General features: G+C 63.8%; 17 protein-coding genes. 9 read left to right on the top strand and 8 right to left on the bottom strand.

The window, feature by feature from the left end:
- Positions 1–147: 147 nt before the first annotated feature.
- From CK226_RS18015 to CK226_RS17980, 8 genes are all read left to right on the top strand, one after another.
- Entirely contained in the window at positions 148–516 is a 369-nt protein-coding gene (locus CK226_RS18015) for a YrdB family protein (protein WP_095792628.1), read from the top strand.
- A gap of 109 nt (positions 517–625) precedes the next feature.
- Positions 626–1,384 (top strand): SDR family oxidoreductase, encoded by a 759-nt coding sequence (locus CK226_RS18010; protein WP_095792627.1) that lies wholly within the window; start codon positions 626–628, stop codon positions 1,382–1,384.
- A 109-nt stretch (positions 1,385–1,493) separates the two neighbouring features.
- Positions 1,494–1,880, top strand: a complete 387-nt coding sequence (locus CK226_RS18005; protein ID WP_010911428.1) for an SET domain-containing protein-lysine N-methyltransferase — start codon at positions 1,494–1,496, stop codon at positions 1,878–1,880.
- A gap of 176 nt (positions 1,881–2,056) precedes the next feature.
- On the top strand, positions 2,057–2,323 hold the full coding sequence (gene rpsU, locus CK226_RS18000; RefSeq protein ID WP_010911429.1) for a 30S ribosomal protein S21: 267 nt from the start codon (positions 2,057–2,059) through the stop codon (positions 2,321–2,323).
- A gap of 143 nt (positions 2,324–2,466) precedes the next feature.
- The gene (locus CK226_RS17995) at positions 2,467–3,309 is read left to right on the top strand and encodes a tetratricopeptide repeat protein (protein ID WP_095772541.1); all 843 of its coding nucleotides are present in this window, start codon (positions 2,467–2,469) and stop codon (positions 3,307–3,309) included.
- 208 nt (positions 3,310–3,517) lie between these two features.
- A complete protein-coding gene (locus CK226_RS17990) occupies positions 3,518–3,994 on the top strand; it encodes a DUF992 domain-containing protein (RefSeq protein ID WP_095772540.1) in 477 nt (158 codons plus the stop codon).
- 87 nt (positions 3,995–4,081) lie between these two features.
- On the top strand, positions 4,082–4,567 hold the full coding sequence (locus tag CK226_RS17985) for a DUF992 domain-containing protein (protein WP_095772539.1): 486 nt from the start codon (positions 4,082–4,084) through the stop codon (positions 4,565–4,567).
- Between the two features lie 182 nt (positions 4,568–4,749).
- Positions 4,750–6,186 (top strand): MFS transporter, encoded by a 1,437-nt coding sequence (locus CK226_RS17980; protein ID WP_095792727.1) that lies wholly within the window; start codon positions 4,750–4,752, stop codon positions 6,184–6,186.
- An 85-nt stretch (positions 6,187–6,271) separates the two neighbouring features.
- On the opposite strand, the gene CK226_RS17975 is transcribed toward CK226_RS17980, so the two are convergent.
- The 7 genes from CK226_RS17975 to CK226_RS17945 are packed head-to-tail and all read right to left on the bottom strand — an operon-like array spanning position 6,272 to position 14,457.
- On the bottom strand, positions 6,272–6,961 hold the full coding sequence (locus CK226_RS17975) for a response regulator transcription factor (protein WP_095792626.1): 690 nt from the start codon (positions 6,959–6,961) through the stop codon (positions 6,272–6,274).
- The gene (locus CK226_RS17970; protein ID WP_095792625.1) at positions 6,958–9,690 is read right to left on the bottom strand and encodes a sensor histidine kinase KdpD; all 2,733 of its coding nucleotides are present in this window, start codon (positions 9,688–9,690) and stop codon (positions 6,958–6,960) included. The genes CK226_RS17975 and CK226_RS17970 overlap by 4 nt, the downstream gene beginning before the upstream one ends.
- Positions 9,691–9,747: 57 nt before the next feature.
- Positions 9,748–10,311 (bottom strand): potassium-transporting ATPase subunit KdpC, encoded by a 564-nt coding sequence (gene kdpC, locus CK226_RS17965; protein ID WP_095792624.1) that lies wholly within the window; start codon positions 10,309–10,311, stop codon positions 9,748–9,750.
- Positions 10,312–10,322: 11 nt separating this feature from the next.
- Complete coding sequence (gene kdpB, locus CK226_RS17960) at positions 10,323–12,416, bottom strand: potassium-transporting ATPase subunit KdpB (RefSeq protein ID WP_095792623.1); 2,094 nt, start codon at positions 12,414–12,416, stop codon at positions 10,323–10,325.
- Positions 12,413–12,622 (bottom strand): hypothetical protein, encoded by a 210-nt coding sequence (locus CK226_RS17955; RefSeq protein ID WP_245437776.1) that lies wholly within the window; start codon positions 12,620–12,622, stop codon positions 12,413–12,415. The genes kdpB and CK226_RS17955 overlap by 4 nt, the downstream gene beginning before the upstream one ends.
- Positions 12,623–12,629: 7 nt before the next feature.
- Positions 12,630–14,333 (bottom strand): potassium-transporting ATPase subunit KdpA, encoded by a 1,704-nt coding sequence (gene kdpA / locus CK226_RS17950; protein WP_095792621.1) that lies wholly within the window; start codon positions 14,331–14,333, stop codon positions 12,630–12,632.
- Between the two features lie 34 nt (positions 14,334–14,367).
- Positions 14,368–14,457 carry a K(+)-transporting ATPase subunit F gene (locus CK226_RS17945; protein ID WP_095792620.1) on the bottom strand — a complete coding sequence of 30 codons (90 nt, stop codon included), beginning with the start codon at positions 14,455–14,457 and terminating at the stop codon, positions 14,368–14,370.
- Between the two features lie 431 nt (positions 14,458–14,888).
- Here CK226_RS17945 and CK226_RS17940 point away from each other — a divergent pair, with 431 nt between their 5' ends.
- A complete protein-coding gene (locus CK226_RS17940; protein ID WP_179295809.1) occupies positions 14,889–15,386 on the top strand; it encodes a ferritin-like domain-containing protein in 498 nt (165 codons plus the stop codon).
- Positions 15,387–15,427: 41 nt separating this feature from the next.
- Here the strand turns inward: CK226_RS17940 and CK226_RS17935 are convergent, their stop codons facing one another.
- Positions 15,428–16,147: a Crp/Fnr family transcriptional regulator gene (locus CK226_RS17935; RefSeq protein ID WP_095792619.1), complete on the bottom strand. Its 720-nt coding sequence runs from the start codon at positions 16,145–16,147 to the stop codon at positions 15,428–15,430.
- Between the last annotated feature and the right edge of the window lie 158 nt (positions 16,148–16,305).

Below are 16,305 nucleotides of genomic sequence, written 5' to 3'. Positions count from 1 at the left end.
GTATCACTAGCGAAACAGCGCTTCCACCCTTGCGCTGTTTGCGACGACACTTGCCGTTTTGCGCCACGGCGAAAAAAGACCCCTGCGGGCTGGCTGCCGTGGTTGCGTTCAGCCACATTATCCGTCGCGCGATTCTGGAGGACGAATATGGGCAATGCCTGGTGGAATCTGACCTTGCGCTTCCTGCTGGAGCTTGCCGCCTTGCTCGGTCTCGGCATTGCCGGCTGGCACCTTTCCGAAGGATGGTGGCGCTGGGTCCTCGCTTTGGCCTTGCCGATCATTGCGGCCGTGCTGTGGGGTACTTTCGCGGTGCTCAACGACCCAAGCCGGTCGGGCCGCGCACCTGTGCCGGTTCCGGGCACGGTGCGGCTGGCGCTCGAACTGGTCATCCTGTTCGGTGGCGCTGCCGGATTCTATGCCGCGGGTCACACGACCGCGGGCATCGTCGTCGCGCTGCTCATCGCCATCAGCTACGCATTTTCGCTCGACCGGCTGGGCTGGCTGCTAAAGCAATAGTTCAGGACGACGCGACCTTCGCAGGTATCGGGTGGCTCCGACCTGCTCCATCTGCAACCAAGCATCCCGATTGCCGGCCAGACTGGCGCGAAAAACAGGGATGCCAAAAATGCTCGCACTCGCCAACAAGATCGCCATCGTCACCGGCGCCAGTTCCGGCATCGGCCGCGCCACGGCGAAACTCTTCGCCGAGGAAGGGGCCAGGCTCGTCGTCGCCGCCCGCCGTCAGGCCGAGCTCGATACGCTTGTCGCCGAGATATCGGACGTGGAGGGCACGGCCATCGCGCTTGCCGGCGACGTCAGGGACGAAGCCTATGCGAAGGCGCTTGTCGATCTGGCGGCCGAACGCTTCGGCGGCCTTGACATCGCCTTCAACAATGCCGGCGCCGTCGGCTTGATGGCGCCCCTGCCCGACATGATGCCGGCGGCATGGCACGAGACGATGGACGTCAATCTGACCAGCGCCTTTCTCGGCGCGAAGTATCAGATACCGGCCATGCTGGAGCGCGGCGGCGGCTCGCTGATCTTCACTTCGAGCTTTGTCGGCTACACTGCCGGCATGCCGGGCATGGCCGCCTACGCCGCCGCCAAGGCCGGCCTGATCGGCCTGACACAGGTTCTGGCCGCCGAATACGGGCCGAAACGCCTGCGCGTCAACGCATTGCTGCCGGGCGGCACCGACACACCGGGCGCAACGACAACGACGCCCGAAGCCCGCGCGTTCGTCGAAGGCATCCATGCGCTGAAGCGCATGGCGCAGCCGGAGGAGATTGCACGCTCGGCGCTTTATCTCGCCTCCGATGCCTCGAGCTTCACAACGGGAACCGCGCTGTTCGCCGATGGCGGGGTCTCGATCAACCGGACGTGAAGGTTTTTTCGGCGAACAGACCGGTTCGCCGCTTTGACGCAGGCAGCCGGTCTTGCTTTTTCCGCGCGATTTGGCGATTCCGTTTCCTGTCGAAACGGGTCCCGAAACCATGATGCTGATCCGAACCTATGTGGCCGCGAGCGCGATCGAGGGCGTCGGCATGTTCGCCGCCGAGCCGATCCGGAAAGGCGCCTCGATCTGGCGGCTTAACCCGGATTTCGACCGGCTGATCCCGATGGACGAATACGAGGCCGCCCCCCAGCCTTTGAAGGAATTGCTCGACCGCTATGCCTATCCGAGCCCGGATCGGCCGGGCTTCATGGTCTATGAGGTCGACAATGGCCGCTTCATGAACCATTCGGCGACGCCGAACACCGATTTTTCGCAATATGGCGGCGCGACAGCGACCCGCGACATTGCCGCCGGCGAAGAGATCACTTGTGACTACGGCGAATTCTTCGAGGATTTCGAACGGCTGCACCTGGCCACGGCGTAGTTGGCGCCCTATCTCGGGGCGACCGTGGCAATTTGGCTGTTGTCTTGCATTTCGGCTGTGGACAGCGCGGCCTGATTCTGCTATCAGCCGCCACAATTCGTGGTGTCGACCGCCGCGGAGGCTAGTGGCTATGGCTACTTGCCTGTTGATATCAAACCCGAAAGACAGGATTGCCCGTGCAGGTACTCGTCCGCGACAATAACGTTGATCAGGCGCTTCGCGCGCTCAAGAAGAAGATGCAGCGCGAAGGCATTTTCCGCGAAATGAAGATGCGCGGTCACTACGAGAAGCCTTCCGAGAAGCGCGCCCGCGAAAAGGCAGAAGCCGTGCGCCGCGCCCGCAAGCTGGCCCGCAAGCGCGCCCAGCGCGAAGGCCTGCTGCCGATGACGCCGCGTCCGGTGGCTGCCGGTGGTGCTGCTGGCGCAGCGCGTCCGCCGCGCTGATTATCGCCAATATTTCGTCCTTTTCGAAGGATACCAAGGTGGCGCGATGCGGAATCGCCGCCACCTTTTTATTTTGATTGTGACCCGGCCCGGAGGGGGGATCCGGACCTGAACGACGCGGCATAAGTGAGGACAGGGCAGACATGAACGCAATAAGCGTGGAGCGCGGGACCGCATTGCGCGGTTTCGCCCTGACGGCAGCCCTGCTTTCCGGATTGGTGCTGGCCGGCTGCCAGACATCGGGCCCGACCGGCGAGTTCAACAACATCGACAAGGCGCAAGGGTCGAGCGAGAACATCTCCTCGCTGTCGGCCGTCATCCAGCGCAATCCCCAGGATCCCGAAGGCTACAATGTGCGCGGCTCGGCCTATGGCCGCGGCGGCCAGTATCAGGCGGCGCTCAAGGACTTCAACCAGGCCATCCAGCTCAATCCGAATTTCTACCAGGCCTATTCCAACCGCGCGCTCATCCAGCGCTTCCTCGGCAATCAGGCGGCCGCGCTCGACGACTACAACAAGTCGATCCAGATCAACGGCAATTATGACGCCGCCTATATCGGCCGCGGCAATCTCTACCGCAAGGCGGGCCGCACCCAGGACGCCTTCAACGACTTCCAGAAGGCGATCCAGCTCGACACGACGGACGCCCGCGCCTACCACAATCGCGGCCTGATCTATCAAAGCCAGGGCCAGCACAAATTCGCCATCGAGGATTTCTCGACCGCCATCTCGCTGGCGCCGGATGCCGCCGAGCCCTACAACGGCCGTGGCCTCTCCTATCTGGCGACGGGCGACGAGGACAACGCCTTCTCCGACTTCAACATGGCCATCAAGCTCGACGGCAAGAACGCCGAGGCCTGGGCCAATCAGGCGCTCATCTACGAGCGGCGCGGCGACAAGGCGAAGGCGGCGAAATCCTATAAGGAAGCCGTGCGCCTCAACCCCAATTACCAGCCGGCCAAGGACGGCCTCGCCCGCGTCAGCTAATATCGTCGTTAGCAGAGCCGGCTAAGCATTATGGCGACGTCGGCGTGTCCGAAAGGACACGCGGCGTTGCAGATCGCCGCCCATCCGGCAACCGCGCGTTAACCCCCGCACCAAGCCGTTGACCCTTGCCTTGTTCGCGCCAAGTTTTCAGCGGAACGGTCTGGTCACTCGAGCCGTTATTCCAAGCGATTTGCGAAAGGACCCTCCCATGATCAAGAAACTCGTCAGCGCCGCTGCCCTTGCAACGACCGTGTTCGCTGCCGCTCCGGCCAGCGCCGGAAAGCTGCAGCTCGGCACTCTCGACTGCACCATCGACGGCGGCACCGCCTATATCGTCGCCTCCAACAAGGGCGTGTCCTGCGTCTTCCGTCCCTACCACCACGGCCCGTCGGAGATCTACACCGGCGTCATCTCCAAGATCGGTGTCGATCTCGGCCAGACACATCAGGGCCAGCTCGTCTGGGCGGTTCTTGCCGCGACCCGCGACCGCGACGCGGGCGACCTTGCCGGCAGCTATTATGGCGTCAATGCCGAGGCGAGCGTCGTCACCGGCGGCGGCGCCAACCTGCTGGTCGGCGGCTTCGACGGCGCCTTCATGCTGGAGCCGCTCAGCGTCCAGGCGCAGACCGGCGTCAATCTCGCCGTGGCCGTGACCTCGCTTCAGCTGATTCATTCGCTGAAGTGATCGAACGGAGCCTTGCGCTCCTCTCTACCTTACGGCGCGGAACCATATAGGATGGTTCCGCGCCGTTTGATTTTGAGGGGGAACGATATGCCGAAGACAGCCATCGCCGCTGCCGCGATCGCACTCGTGCTCGGCGCGACACAGGCGCAGGCGCAGGACCGAGGCATCGAACTTGGTACCCTTGAATGCGCCATTGGCGGGGGCACCGGCTTCATCTTCGGCTCGACCAAGGATCTGAGCTGCACCTTCACGCCGACCGACAAGAGCTTCGCGCCGGAGGCCTATTTTGGCGCGGTCAACAAATACGGCCTCGACATCGGCACGACAAAACAGTCGGTGATGCGCTGGCTGGTGCTGACGCCGCTGAAGAACATCTACGCGCCGGGTGCGCTGGCGGGCGACTATATCGGCGCCAGCGCCGAGGTGACGGCCGCCGTCGGCGCCGGCGCCAATCTCCTGGCCGGCGGCTCCTCGCAGGCCTTCACCCTCCAGCCGCTCAGCCTGCAGACGCAGACCGGCATCAATCTCGCCATCGGCGTCAGCCAGTTCCAGCTGCGCAGCACCGAGAACTGACCTCCTTGAAAAAACCGCTTGAGCTCAACCGCGGTTGAGGTTCTACAAGCCCAGTCCGACCGGACCGGCACCCCGATGGGCACGCTATCCGGCGCTGTTGCCGCGCATGGTCCTGCCGGAAAGCCTTGCTGGCTTCTGGTGCCGTGCGCCGGCATCGCGATATGCAAAAGCATGGGGTGGACATGACTGAAATCAGCACAAACAGGGTCGACTGGCGCGCATTGTGGGCGAGCGGCGACCTGGCGCGCTTCTGCTTCATCAGCCTCGGCATCCTGCTGCACGCCACCAACGAGACGATGGTGGCAACCGTCATGCCGGCGATGGTCGGCGAACTGGCCGGGGTGCAGCTCGTCGGCTGGTCATTGGCGATCTACGAGCTCGGCGCCATCGTCGCCGGTGCCGCCGCCGGGCGACTGGTGAGCTACGTGGCGCTGCGCACCAATATGGTGGTCGCGGCCCTGCTCTACGCCGCCGGCGCGCTGATCTGCGCCACCTCGCCTTCCATGCAGTTGTTCCTGGCCGGCCGGCTGATCGAGGGGCTGGGCGGCGGCGCGCTGGTATCGCTCGCCTTCGTCTCGGTCGAGCGGCTGTTTTCGCGCACCATCTGGCCGCAGCTCTTCGGCATCATGTCGGCGATCTGGGGCGTCGCGGCGTTCAGCGGCCCGTTGCTGGGCGCTATCATGACCGAATTCCTGTCGTGGCGCTGGGCCTTCGGCGTCTTCACCCTCGGCGGTACCGCCATGGCGTTGGCAAGCTTCCTCGTGCTCAACACGCCGGAGGCGAAGAAACCCAGCACGAGCGCCGGCAAGACCCCGCCCTTCCCCTTCGCCGCCCTTGCCTGCCTGGCTGTCGCCGTGGTGCTGATCGCCTCGGCCGGCATCGACATCGCCCTGCTGCGTTCCTCTCTGCTGATCGTGCTGGGCCTCGCCGGGCTCGCGCTGTTCTTCACCATCGACGCGCTGAAGCCGCGCTCGCGGCTGTTCCCGGCGCGGCTGTTTTCGTGGCGCACTCCGGTCGGTGCCGGCATGACCATGGTCGCCGCCTTTTCCGTCGCGACCTGCTCCTTCGGCGTCTACGGGCCGCTGCTTTTGACCAGCCTGCACGACATCCCGCTGCTGACCACCGGCTACATCATCGCCGCCGAATCGATCGCCTGGTCGATCCTGTCGATCCTCGTCGCCAACGCGCCGCCGCAGCGTGAACGGCTGATCATTGTTACCGGCGCGCTGATGATCGCGGCGGGCATCGCCGGCTTTGCCTATACGATACCCCTGGGCTCGATCCCGCTGATCCTGGTCTGCGCCTTGCTGCAGGGCGGCGGCTTCGGCATTGCCTGGCCGTTCCTGACCCGCGTCATCGTCGCCTCCGCCCCGGACGACGAGCAGACCATCGCCTCGGCCGCGGTGCCGACCATGCAGCGCATCGGCTACGCCGTGGGGGCCGCCCTTGCCGGCATCGTCGCCAATGCCAGCGGCTTCTCGCAAGGCTTGAACCACGACGCGGCGGCCAATGTCGCGAGCTGGCTGTTCCTTGCCTTCGTCCCGCTTGGCATCCTCGGCTGTCTCGCCGCCTTGCGGACGTCGGTGGCCGCAACTCGGCCGTTGGAAGCCGTCGTCTGACTGGAGCAATTCCAGGAAAAGTGTGTACGGTTTCCCGCCCGGAATTGCGTCAAAACAAAAAGTTAGAACTTCAATTCGAGCTGTCTCAATCGACACGCAGCCGATAGCCGACACCGGTCTCGGTGGTGATGTAGCGCGGCTGGTCGGGGGTCTTCTCGATCTTCTGCCGGAGCTGCCTGACATAGACCCGGAGATACTGCACGTCGGTCGAATCATCCCAGATCTGCTTCAGGATGAAATGGTGGGTCAGCATCTTGCCGGCATGCTGCACCAGGATGCGCAATATGTCGTATTCCTTCGGCGAGAGTTTTATCTCCTCGCCCTCGACCTTGACGATGCGCTTGACCAGATCGACGCTGAGGTCGCCGCTTTGGAATACAGGCTTCTCGCCCTGTTGCTGGAACTTGTGCCGCAACGCCACGCGGATGCGCGCCACCAGTTCGTTCATGCCGAACGGTTTGGTGACATAATCGTCGGCGCCGAGTTCGAGCGCATTGACGATGCCGGCCTCGTCGGTGCGGCTGGAGAGGATGACGACGGGAATGTCGAGGCCCTCGTCACGCCATTTGCGCAGGAGCTCATGACCGCCCATGCCAGGCAGGCCGAGGTCGAGCAGCACCAGATCCGGCTTTTCTTGTTCCATCAGTTCGATCGCCACCTTGGCGTTCGGCGCCTCGCTGATGACATAGCCCTGGCTGCCGAGGCCGACCCGAAGCAGCTTGCGGATCGGCGGCTCGTCATCGACGACCAGTATCCTGACATTCGAATTTGTCATGAAGGCCGATCCACGCTGGTCTCTTCGCCGCGATTGCCGGCATCGGGTGCTTCCGCCGGCATCGGGATCCTGATGGTGAACGCAGCCCCTGTGCGGTCGGTCCGGTTGGCGGCCGAGATGGTGCCGCCCATCGATTCGACAAAGCCGCGGCAGATCGACAGGCCAAGGCCGGTGCCGGCGCGCACCTGATCGCCCTTGCGCGCCCGGTAAAAGGTGTCGAACACACGTTCCAAATCATGCCCCGGAATACCCGGCCCCTCATCCATGATCTGCACGATGACGGATCCATTGTCGGCCCATCCCTGCACGCGGATCGTCGAGCCGGACGGCGAATATTTCGACGCATTGTCGAGAAGGTTGAACAGAACCTGCTCGAACAGCACGGGATCGAGCTTCAGCATCGGCAGGTCGGGCGGAATATCGACCTCGATCTTGTGTTCGCTGGTGATCTTGCGGGCGCGGTTGAGCGCCGTGCCGACGATATCGCCGACATAATGCAGGGCATAGTTCGGCTCCATGGCCCCGGATTCGATCTTGGTCATGTCGAGCAGATTGGCGATGAAGCGGTTCAGCCGCTCCGATTCGTCGATCACCGTCGACAGGAGCTCCGCCCGGTCCGGCTCGGGCAGATCCGGCGCGAATTCCTTGAGCGTGCCCGCCGCTCCCATGATCGCCGAGAGCGGCGTTTTCAGATCATGCGAAATCGAGGTCAGCAGGGCCGAGCGTAGCCGGTCGGCTTCGGCGGCGAGCTTGGCGCGGTCGACATCGGCGACCAATTGGACGCGTTCGATCGCCACCGCCGCCTGGTCGGCCAGCGCATCGAGCAGGCGCTGTTGCTCAGGCGTCAGCAGCGGGCCCTGCTTGTCATTGTCGAGGCCGACGACACCGATCGCGGTGCGCCCGGTACGCAAAGGCAGATAAAGACGCTTGGCGCCAGGCAGCGTGTCGGCGCCGCGCCCGGCGGCGCGGTTGTGTTCCCAGGCCCAGCGGGCTGCGGCGATGTCGGCTTCGGCCAGCGTGTCGTCCGGCGGATAGCCTGCCTTGACGGTGATGGTGCCGTCTTCGGGCAGAAGCAACACCACGCGCAGCTTCAGCATCGAGGCGATCTGGAAGGCGGTGGCCCACAGCACGTCGTCGAGTGTGCCGGCGCCGGCGAGCTTCCTGGAGAAGAGGTAGATGTCCTCGGTGGCCCGTGCCCGCGAGCGGGCGGCGACGGCCTGGCGCTGCATGCGCGCGGCGAGATTGCTGGCGATCACCGCCACGGCAAGGAAGACGGCGAGCGCCACGATGCTCTCGGGATCCCGGATCGTCAGTGTGTAGCGCGGCTCGAGGAAGAAATAGTTGAAGGCAAGGGCACTGAGGAAGCACGCATAGAGCGCCGGCCAAAGGCCGCCGGCCACCGCCGATGTCAGCACCGCCAGGAGGAAGACGATCGCCAGATTGCGGACGTCCAGGAACTGGTCGAGGACGGCGCTGACGGCCAATGAACCCGCAACATAGGTCGTGGCCAGCAGATAGGGCCAGATCTGGAATTGCTTCTGCTCGGCCGCTGCCTTGACCCTTCTCGAGGTCGCTTCGGCATCCCGCTCGGTCCCCGAAATGACGTGGACGCTGATGTCGCCGGCGTTGCGGATCAAATCATAGGTGAGCGAGCCCTCGATCAGTTCGCGCCAGCGCGACCGGGTCGGCCTGCCAACCACGATATGGGTGAAATTGTTGGCCGCCGCGTGGCGCACGATGTCCTGCGCGACGTTCTGGCCGGGAATGGTCGTCACCTCGGCGCCGAGTTGCTCGGCAAGGCGCATCAGCGTGGCGAGCCGGTCCTTGTCTTCCTCGGACATGCCGGCCGAGCGCGGCGTATCGACATGCAGCGCCGTCCACGGCGCGCGAAGCCGGTCGGCCAGCCTGCGTGCGTAGCGGATGCGGGCCGCGCCGCCCGGACGCGCGTCGACGCAGACGAGCACCCTCTCGCCCGCGGCCCATGGGCCCTGGATGGCGTGCGACTGCATGTGATTGAGCAACTGCTCGTCGACACGCTGGGCGGTGCGGCGCAGCGCCAGTTCGCGCAAAGCCGTCAGATTGCCCGACGAAAAATAGTTCTCGATGGCGCGCTGCGCCGTGTTGGGGAAATAGACCTTTCCCTCTTCCAGCCGCTTGATCAGGTCGTCGGGCGTCAGGTCGATGATTTCGACATCGTCGGCCTGGTCGATGATGGAATCGGGAACCGTCTCGCGCACCCTGACCCGCGTGATCTGCGCGACGACGTCGTTCAGGCTTTCGACATGCTGGATGTTGAGCGTCGTGTAGACGTCGATGCCGCGCGCCAGGATCTCCTGGACGTCGAGATAACGCTTGGGGTGGCGGCTGCCGGGCGCGTTGGTGTGGGCGAGCTCGTCGACCAGAACCAATGCGGGGCGCCGGGCGAGGATGGCGTCGATGTCCATCTCGTCGAGGACGCGCCCCTTGTAGTCGATCTTGCGGCGGGGGATGACTTCGTAACCCTCGACCAGGGTCTGGGTTTCCCTGCGGCCATGCGTCTCGACGACGCCGATCACCACATCGATGCCGTCCGCCAGCCTGGCACGGCCCGACATCAGCATTTCGTAGGTCTTGCCGACACCGGGCGCGGCGCCGAGGAATATCCGCAGGCGGCCGCGTCCTTCCCGCTCGGCGTGCTCGAGCAGCGCGTCGGGGGAAGGTCGGTTTTCGTTGCTTCTGTCGTCCGGCATCAGGATCGATCATGGCGAGGTCCGGGGATGCTGTCGATCCCCGGACCTCTCCATCACCTATTTAGCCGCGTCGAGCGCCAGGTTGAGCGCCAGCACGTTGACGACAGGCTCTCCCATGAAGCCGAGCTCCCTGCCCTCGACCTGGCCGTCGACGAGCGCCTTGACCTTGGCTTCGTCGATGCCCCTGGCCTTGGCCACGCGCGGAACCTGGAAATAGGCGGCCTCCGGGCTGATCTGCGGGTCAAGGCCGCTGCCCGACGTCGTCACCAGATCCATTGGGACCGGTGCGTTCGGATTCTCCGCCTTCAGCTTCTCGGCATCGCCCTTGATGCGCTCGATCAGCTTGGGATTGGTCGGGCCGAGATTGGTGCCGCCGGAGGCGGTGGCATCGTAACCATTGCCGGCCGCCGAAGGCCTGCCATGGAAATACTTGTCGCTGGCGAAGACCTGGCCGATCAGCTCGGAGCCGATGACCGTTTTGTCCTTCTCGATCAGGCTGCCATTGGCTTGGTGCGGAAACAGCGCCTGGGCAATGCCGGTCATGCCGATCGGATAGATCAGTCCGGTCAGGACCGTGAAGAAGACGATCATGATGACCGCGGGTCTTATCTGGGTGAGCATGGATCTATTCCTTAAGCGAGGCCGAGGGCGGTGACGATCATATCGATCGCCTTGATGCCAACGAACGGCACGATGATGCCGCCGAGGCCGTAGACGAGGAGGTTGCGGCGGAGCAGCACGCCGGCGCCGATGGCGCGATATTTGACGCCTTTCAGCGACAGCGGGATCAGCGCGATGATGATCAGCGCGTTGAAGATGATGGCCGACAGGATGGCGCTCTGCGGCGTGCCCAGATGCATGATGTTGAGCGCCTGCAACGGGCCGGTCGTCTGTCCCGGCGCGACGTAGAAGATCGCAAACATCGCCGGGATGATGGCAAAATACTTGGCAACGTCATTGGCGATGGAGAAGGTCGTCAGCGAGCCGCGTGTCATCAGCAGCGCCTTGCCGATCTCGACGATCTCGATGAGCTTGGTCGGATCGCTGTCGAGGTCGACCATGTTGCCCGCCTCGCGGGCGGCGACCGTGCCGGTGTTCATCGCGACGCCGACATCGGCCTGGGCAAGGGCCGGCGCATCGTTGGTGCCGTCGCCGCACATGGCGACCAGCTTGCCCTTGGCCTGTTCGTCTCGGATCAGCTTCAGCTTGTCCTCGGGCGTTGCCTGGGCGAGAAAGTCGTCGACGCCGGCTTCCGCCGCGATCGCCGCTGCCGTCATCGGATTGTCGCCGGTGATCATCACCGTGCGGATACCCATCTTGCGCAACTCGGCAAAGCGCTCCCTGATGCCACCCTTGACGATGTCCTTGAGGTGGACGACGCCGAGCAGGCGACCATCGCGCTCGACCGCCAGCGGCGTGCCGCCAGACTTGCCAATCTCGTCGGCGATCGCCTGGAGATCCCTGACGGTATCGCTGCCGGGACGCGTGCCGTGGGCGGCCACCGTCGACTGATTGACGTGGGCAAGCACGGAATCGACGGCGCCCTTGCGTACCGACGAGCCGTCGATGTCGACGCCGCTCATGCGGGTCTGCGCCGTGAAGGGCACGAAGGTGGCGTGCAATGTCGCCATGTCACGGGCGCGGATGCCGTATTTCTCCTTGGCCAACACGACGATCGAGCGCCCCTCAGGCGTCTCGTCGGCGAGCGAGGCGAGTTGCGCCGCGTCGGCCAGTTCCTGCTCGGTGACGCCCTTGACCGGGCGGAATTCGGTCGCCTGGCGGTTGCCGAGCGTGATGGTGCCGGTCTTGTCGAGGAGCAGCGTGTCGACGTCGCCGGCGGCTTCCACGGCACGACCCGACATGGCCAGCACGTTGAAGCGCACCAGGCGGTCCATGCCGGCAATGCCGATGGCCGAGAGCAGCGCGCCGATGGTGGTCGGGATCAAGGTGACGAACAGCGCGACCAGCACAGTCACCGAGATATAGCCGCCGGAATAGGAGGCAAAGCTCGGGATGGTCGCGGTGGCCAGCACGAAGATCAGCGTCATGCCGACGAGCAGGATGTTGAGCGCGATCTCGTTCGGTGTCTTCTGGCGCGCGGCCCCTTCGACCAGTGAGATCATGCGGTCGAGGAAGGTGTGGCCGGACGCGGCTGATATGCGCACGCGGATCCAGTCGGACAGAACCTGCGTGCCGCCGGTGACGGCAGAACGGTCGCCGCCGGATTCGCGGATGACCGGTGCGGACTCCCCGGTGATTGCCGCCTCATTGACCGAGGCCACGCCTTCGATCACCTCGCCGTCGGACGGGATGATGTCGCCGGCTTCGACCAGCACGATGTCGCCGACCTTCAGGCTGGTGCCGGGCACCAGCTTGAATTTGGAGCGGTCCTCGCCGGCCAGCAGCTTGGCCTGGGTCTCGGTGCGCGCCTTGCGCAGCGAGTCGGCCTGCGCCTTGCCGCGCCCCTCGGCGACCGCTTCGGCGAAATTGGCGAACAGCACCGTGAACCACAGCCAGATGATGATCTGCAATGTGAAGCGCAGGTCGCCGCCGCCGGTGATGAGGTCCCCGACGAACAGCACTGACGTCAGCGCCGAGACGATTGCGACGACGAACATCACCGGGTTGCGGGCCAGCGTGCGCGGGTCGAGTTTGCGGAAGGCACCGCCAATGGCGGGCCAAAGAATGCTGGCATCCATGATGCTGGCTGATTTTGTGTGACTCATTTTGAAGCTCCGGCTTCGCTGTTGTTGGGCGGCACCGGGTGATTGGATGCCGAAAAGGGTGGGCCGTAGACCAGCAGCCAGATCACGATCATGACGGCCGCAATGCCGAGGAACGTCGAAACGGTCGGGAAGGGAGGAGGCTTGGCCTCCCCCTCGCTGCCGGCCTGCGGCCTGGCCTTGCGACGCTTGCTGCTGAACAAGGGCATGGCCGCCTCAGAAGGTTTGCCCATGGATCATCGCCAAGTGCTCGATGATCGGCCCGACGGCGAGCGCAGGGAAGAAGGTGAGGCCGCCGACGATGACGATGACGCCGATCAGCAGCCCGACGAACAGCGGCCCATCGGTCGGGAAAGTGCCTGCCGAAGCCGGCACGGTCTTCTTCGCCGCCAGCGAGCCGGCGATGGCGAGCGCCGGGATGATGACCAGGAAGCGGCCCATCAACATGCCGATGCCGATGGTGATGTTGTACCAGGGCGTGTTGCCGCTGAGGCCGCCAAAGCCCGAACCGTTGTTAGCCGCCGCCGAGGTGTAGGCGTAGAGCACCTCGGAGAAGCCGTGCGGACCGCCATTGGCAATCGAGGCCACGGCGCTCGGCAGGACAACGGCGATCGCCGTGAAGATCAGCATGGCGAGCGGCAAGCACAGGATGGCCAGCATCGCCATCTTGACCTCCTTGGCCTCGATCTTCTTGCCGAGATATTCCGGCGTACGGCCAACCATCAGGCCGGCAACGAAGACCGCAATCACGATGAACATCAGGATGCCGTAGAAGCCGGCGCCGACGCCGCCGACGATGACCTCGCCAAGCTGCATGTTGATGAGCGGGATCATGCCGCCGAGCGCGGTGAAGCTGTCATGCATGGCATTGACCGCACCGCAGGAAGCGGCCGTCGTGATGACGGCGAACAGCGCCGACAGAGCGATGCCGAAGCGGGTTTCCTTGCCTTCCATGTTGCCGCCGTCGATGCCCAGCGCATGGATCAGCGGATTGCCTGCGGCTTCCGCCCAGTAGCAGACGGCGACGCCGGCGATGAACAGCACGCCCATGGCGGCGAGGATCGCCCAGCCCTGGCGCTGGTTGCCGACCATGCGGCCGAAGACATTGGTCAGGGCAGCGCCGAGCGCGAAGATCGTGACCATCTGGATGAAATTGGAGATCGCGTCGGGGTTTTCAAAAGGATGCGCCGAGTTGGCGTTGAAGAAGCCGCCGCCATTGGTGCCCAGCATCTTGATGGCGAGCTGCGAGGCGACGGGCCCGACCGCGATCGTCTGCTGCGCCCCCTCCAGCGTCGTTGCGTTGACATAGGGTCCGAGCGTCTGCGGCACGCCGAGCCAGACATAGGCAAGGGTCAGGACGATACAGAGCGGCAGGAGTATGTAGAGGGTGCAGCGGGTCATATCGACCCAGAAATTGCCGATCGACTTGACCGAAGCGCGGGCAAAGCCACGGATCAGCGCGACCGCGATGGCGATGCCGACGGCCGCGGACATGAAGTTCTGCACCGCGAGGCCGGCCATCTGCACGAGATAGGACATCGTGCTTTCGCCGCCATAGTTCTGCCAGTTGGTGTTGGTCGGAAAGCTGACGGCGGTGTTGAATGCGAGAGTGGGTTCGACGGCTGTCATGCCGGCCGGATTGTACGGCAGGACGCCTTGCAGCCGTTGCATGACATAGAGCACCAGGAAGCTGGCCAGGCTGAAGAACATGATGCCTGCCGCGTAAGTGGTCCAGTGCTGCTCCTCGCGCTCGCTGGTTCCCGAGATGCGATAAAGCCCGCGTTCAATCGGGCCTAGAACCGGCGAAAGAAATGTCCGGTCGCCATTGAAGACGCGGTACATGTAGCCGCCGAGCGGCTTCACCAGCAAAACGACGATCCCGCAGTAGACGAGGATCTGTAGCCATCCGTTGAGAGTCATGGTTGTAGCTTTCCGTGCCTTGCACCAGTTGCCATCAGAAGCGTTCTGGGCGAACGAGGGCGTATGTCAGGTAGACGAGGAGGAACACTGTCACACCGCCACCGAGAATATAGTCGAGAAACATGTTTCGATCCTCCGGCTTAAAGAATGTCGCAGGCTTTGATGTAGACCAAGGACAGGGCAAAAAACAAAACCCCTATCCCGAGAACAATAATGTCCATTGTGCTTGTTCCTTGCTTTGATTTTTCTACTCGGCAGCTGCCGGAGCAGGCCTGCAATTACGTGAAAACGGCGCGCCGCATTCCTATTGGCGGCGTCCGACGTTTTTCCCATGCGGAATATGGAGCCGATCGCCATAAAGGTTCGAGACGGCGCGGGGCGGAAAGAAATAGGAATTTTATAAAGATTTTTGCCGGCCGTCGGTGTCGGGGGAGATGGCGTCCCCATGAGGATTTATCGGGTTGGACCGCTCGACCGCGCTATGCGGCGCGGATGGAACGAATCAATCTGCGGGAGATTGTCGACCTGAGGGTTCACGCATCAGAGGATATGACGATGGCAAAGCAGAAAATGCTCGACGACCTGTTTCATGACACGCTGAAGGACATCTATTTCGCCGAAAAGAAGATATTGGCGACACTGCCGAAAATGGCCAAGGCCGCGCAAAGCGCCGAGCTGAAGGCCGCCTTCGAAAAGCACCGCACCGAGACCGAGGGCCACGTCGCCAGACTGGAGAAAGTCTTCGGCGTGATCGGCAAGAAGCCGGTCGGCAAGACCTGTGCGGCGATCATGGGTATCACCGAGGAAGGCGCCGAGATCATGGAGGAGTACAAGGGATCTCCCGCGCTCGATGCCGGTCTGCTGGCCGCCGCGCAGGCGGTCGAGCACTACGAGATCTCACGCTATGGCACGCTGAGGACGTGGGGCGGTGAACTCGGCCTGAACGAAGCCGTGACGCTTCTCGAAGCAACGCTGAAGGAAGAGAAGGCCACGGACGAGGCCCTGACCAAGATCGCGGAGACGGCGGTCAACGTAGCAGCCGAAGCGGCTTGAACGTCTCGCCCACAGGATCGGGGAGCCGCGTCTGGAATAAACTAACGCGGCTCCCGCATCATGCTGAGATAGGTGGGATCGAACTCGGCGATTTCCTGCAGCCGGTGCCAGTCGAGAATGGTCACCGTGTGGTTTGCCCAGTTGACGACCCCGACCTTGCGCAAGGCGCCGATAACCCGGTTCATGTGCACCACCGACAAGCCTAGCACATCGGCCAGTTCAACCTGCGAGAGCGGCAGGTGAAAGCTCATGCCGCTGGTCCGCTGCACCACCTGCAGCCGCACGAAGAGTTCACAGACGAGATGGGCCAGATGCGAGGTCTTGGAGCGCCGCCCCATGGCGACGATCCACTCGCGGTGGATGGCGCCGTCGACCAGCGTGTCCAGCCACAACAGCCGGGTCAGGTGCGGCGCCTGCTCGGTGATGGCGCGAAGCCGGCTATGGTCCGCGAACATGACATGACAGGGCGACAGAGCGACGATGCCGTGATCCATGGTCTTCAGCAGGAAAGCGTGGAGATCGACGAAATCGCCGGACACCTGCAATGAGGTGAACTGCCGGCCGCCATTCTCCAGCACCTTGTAGCGCGCCGCCAGCCCGTCGAGGATCAGCGTCGAATAAGTCGGCCGCGCCCCCGATGCGACGATGTCCTGGCCGGTGGCGAAATGCCTCTCGAACGTCATGGCGCCGGCGAGCAGCGCCTTCTCGGCGTCTGACAGCGCGTCATGCTGCCCCAGGTTCAGATAGAGGGATTCAAGCACCGCAATCTCCGGCGAAAGGGCTTCGACAGCCGATCGCCATCTTGTTCTGTCGGAAGCAAAGGCGGCTTCGGCTGCATACGCCGTTGGCCGCTGCTAAGCATTAACATTTGTTAGCGCCTGCTTGTTCCGCGGCAAATGCCCCTCTGACGGAACAACTG

The sequence above is a fragment of the Mesorhizobium sp. WSM4311 genome, from assembly GCF_002295115.1.
Taxonomy (GTDB): domain Bacteria; phylum Pseudomonadota; class Alphaproteobacteria; order Rhizobiales; family Rhizobiaceae; genus Mesorhizobium.
This window is presented reverse-complemented; position numbering and strand designations above follow the sequence as displayed.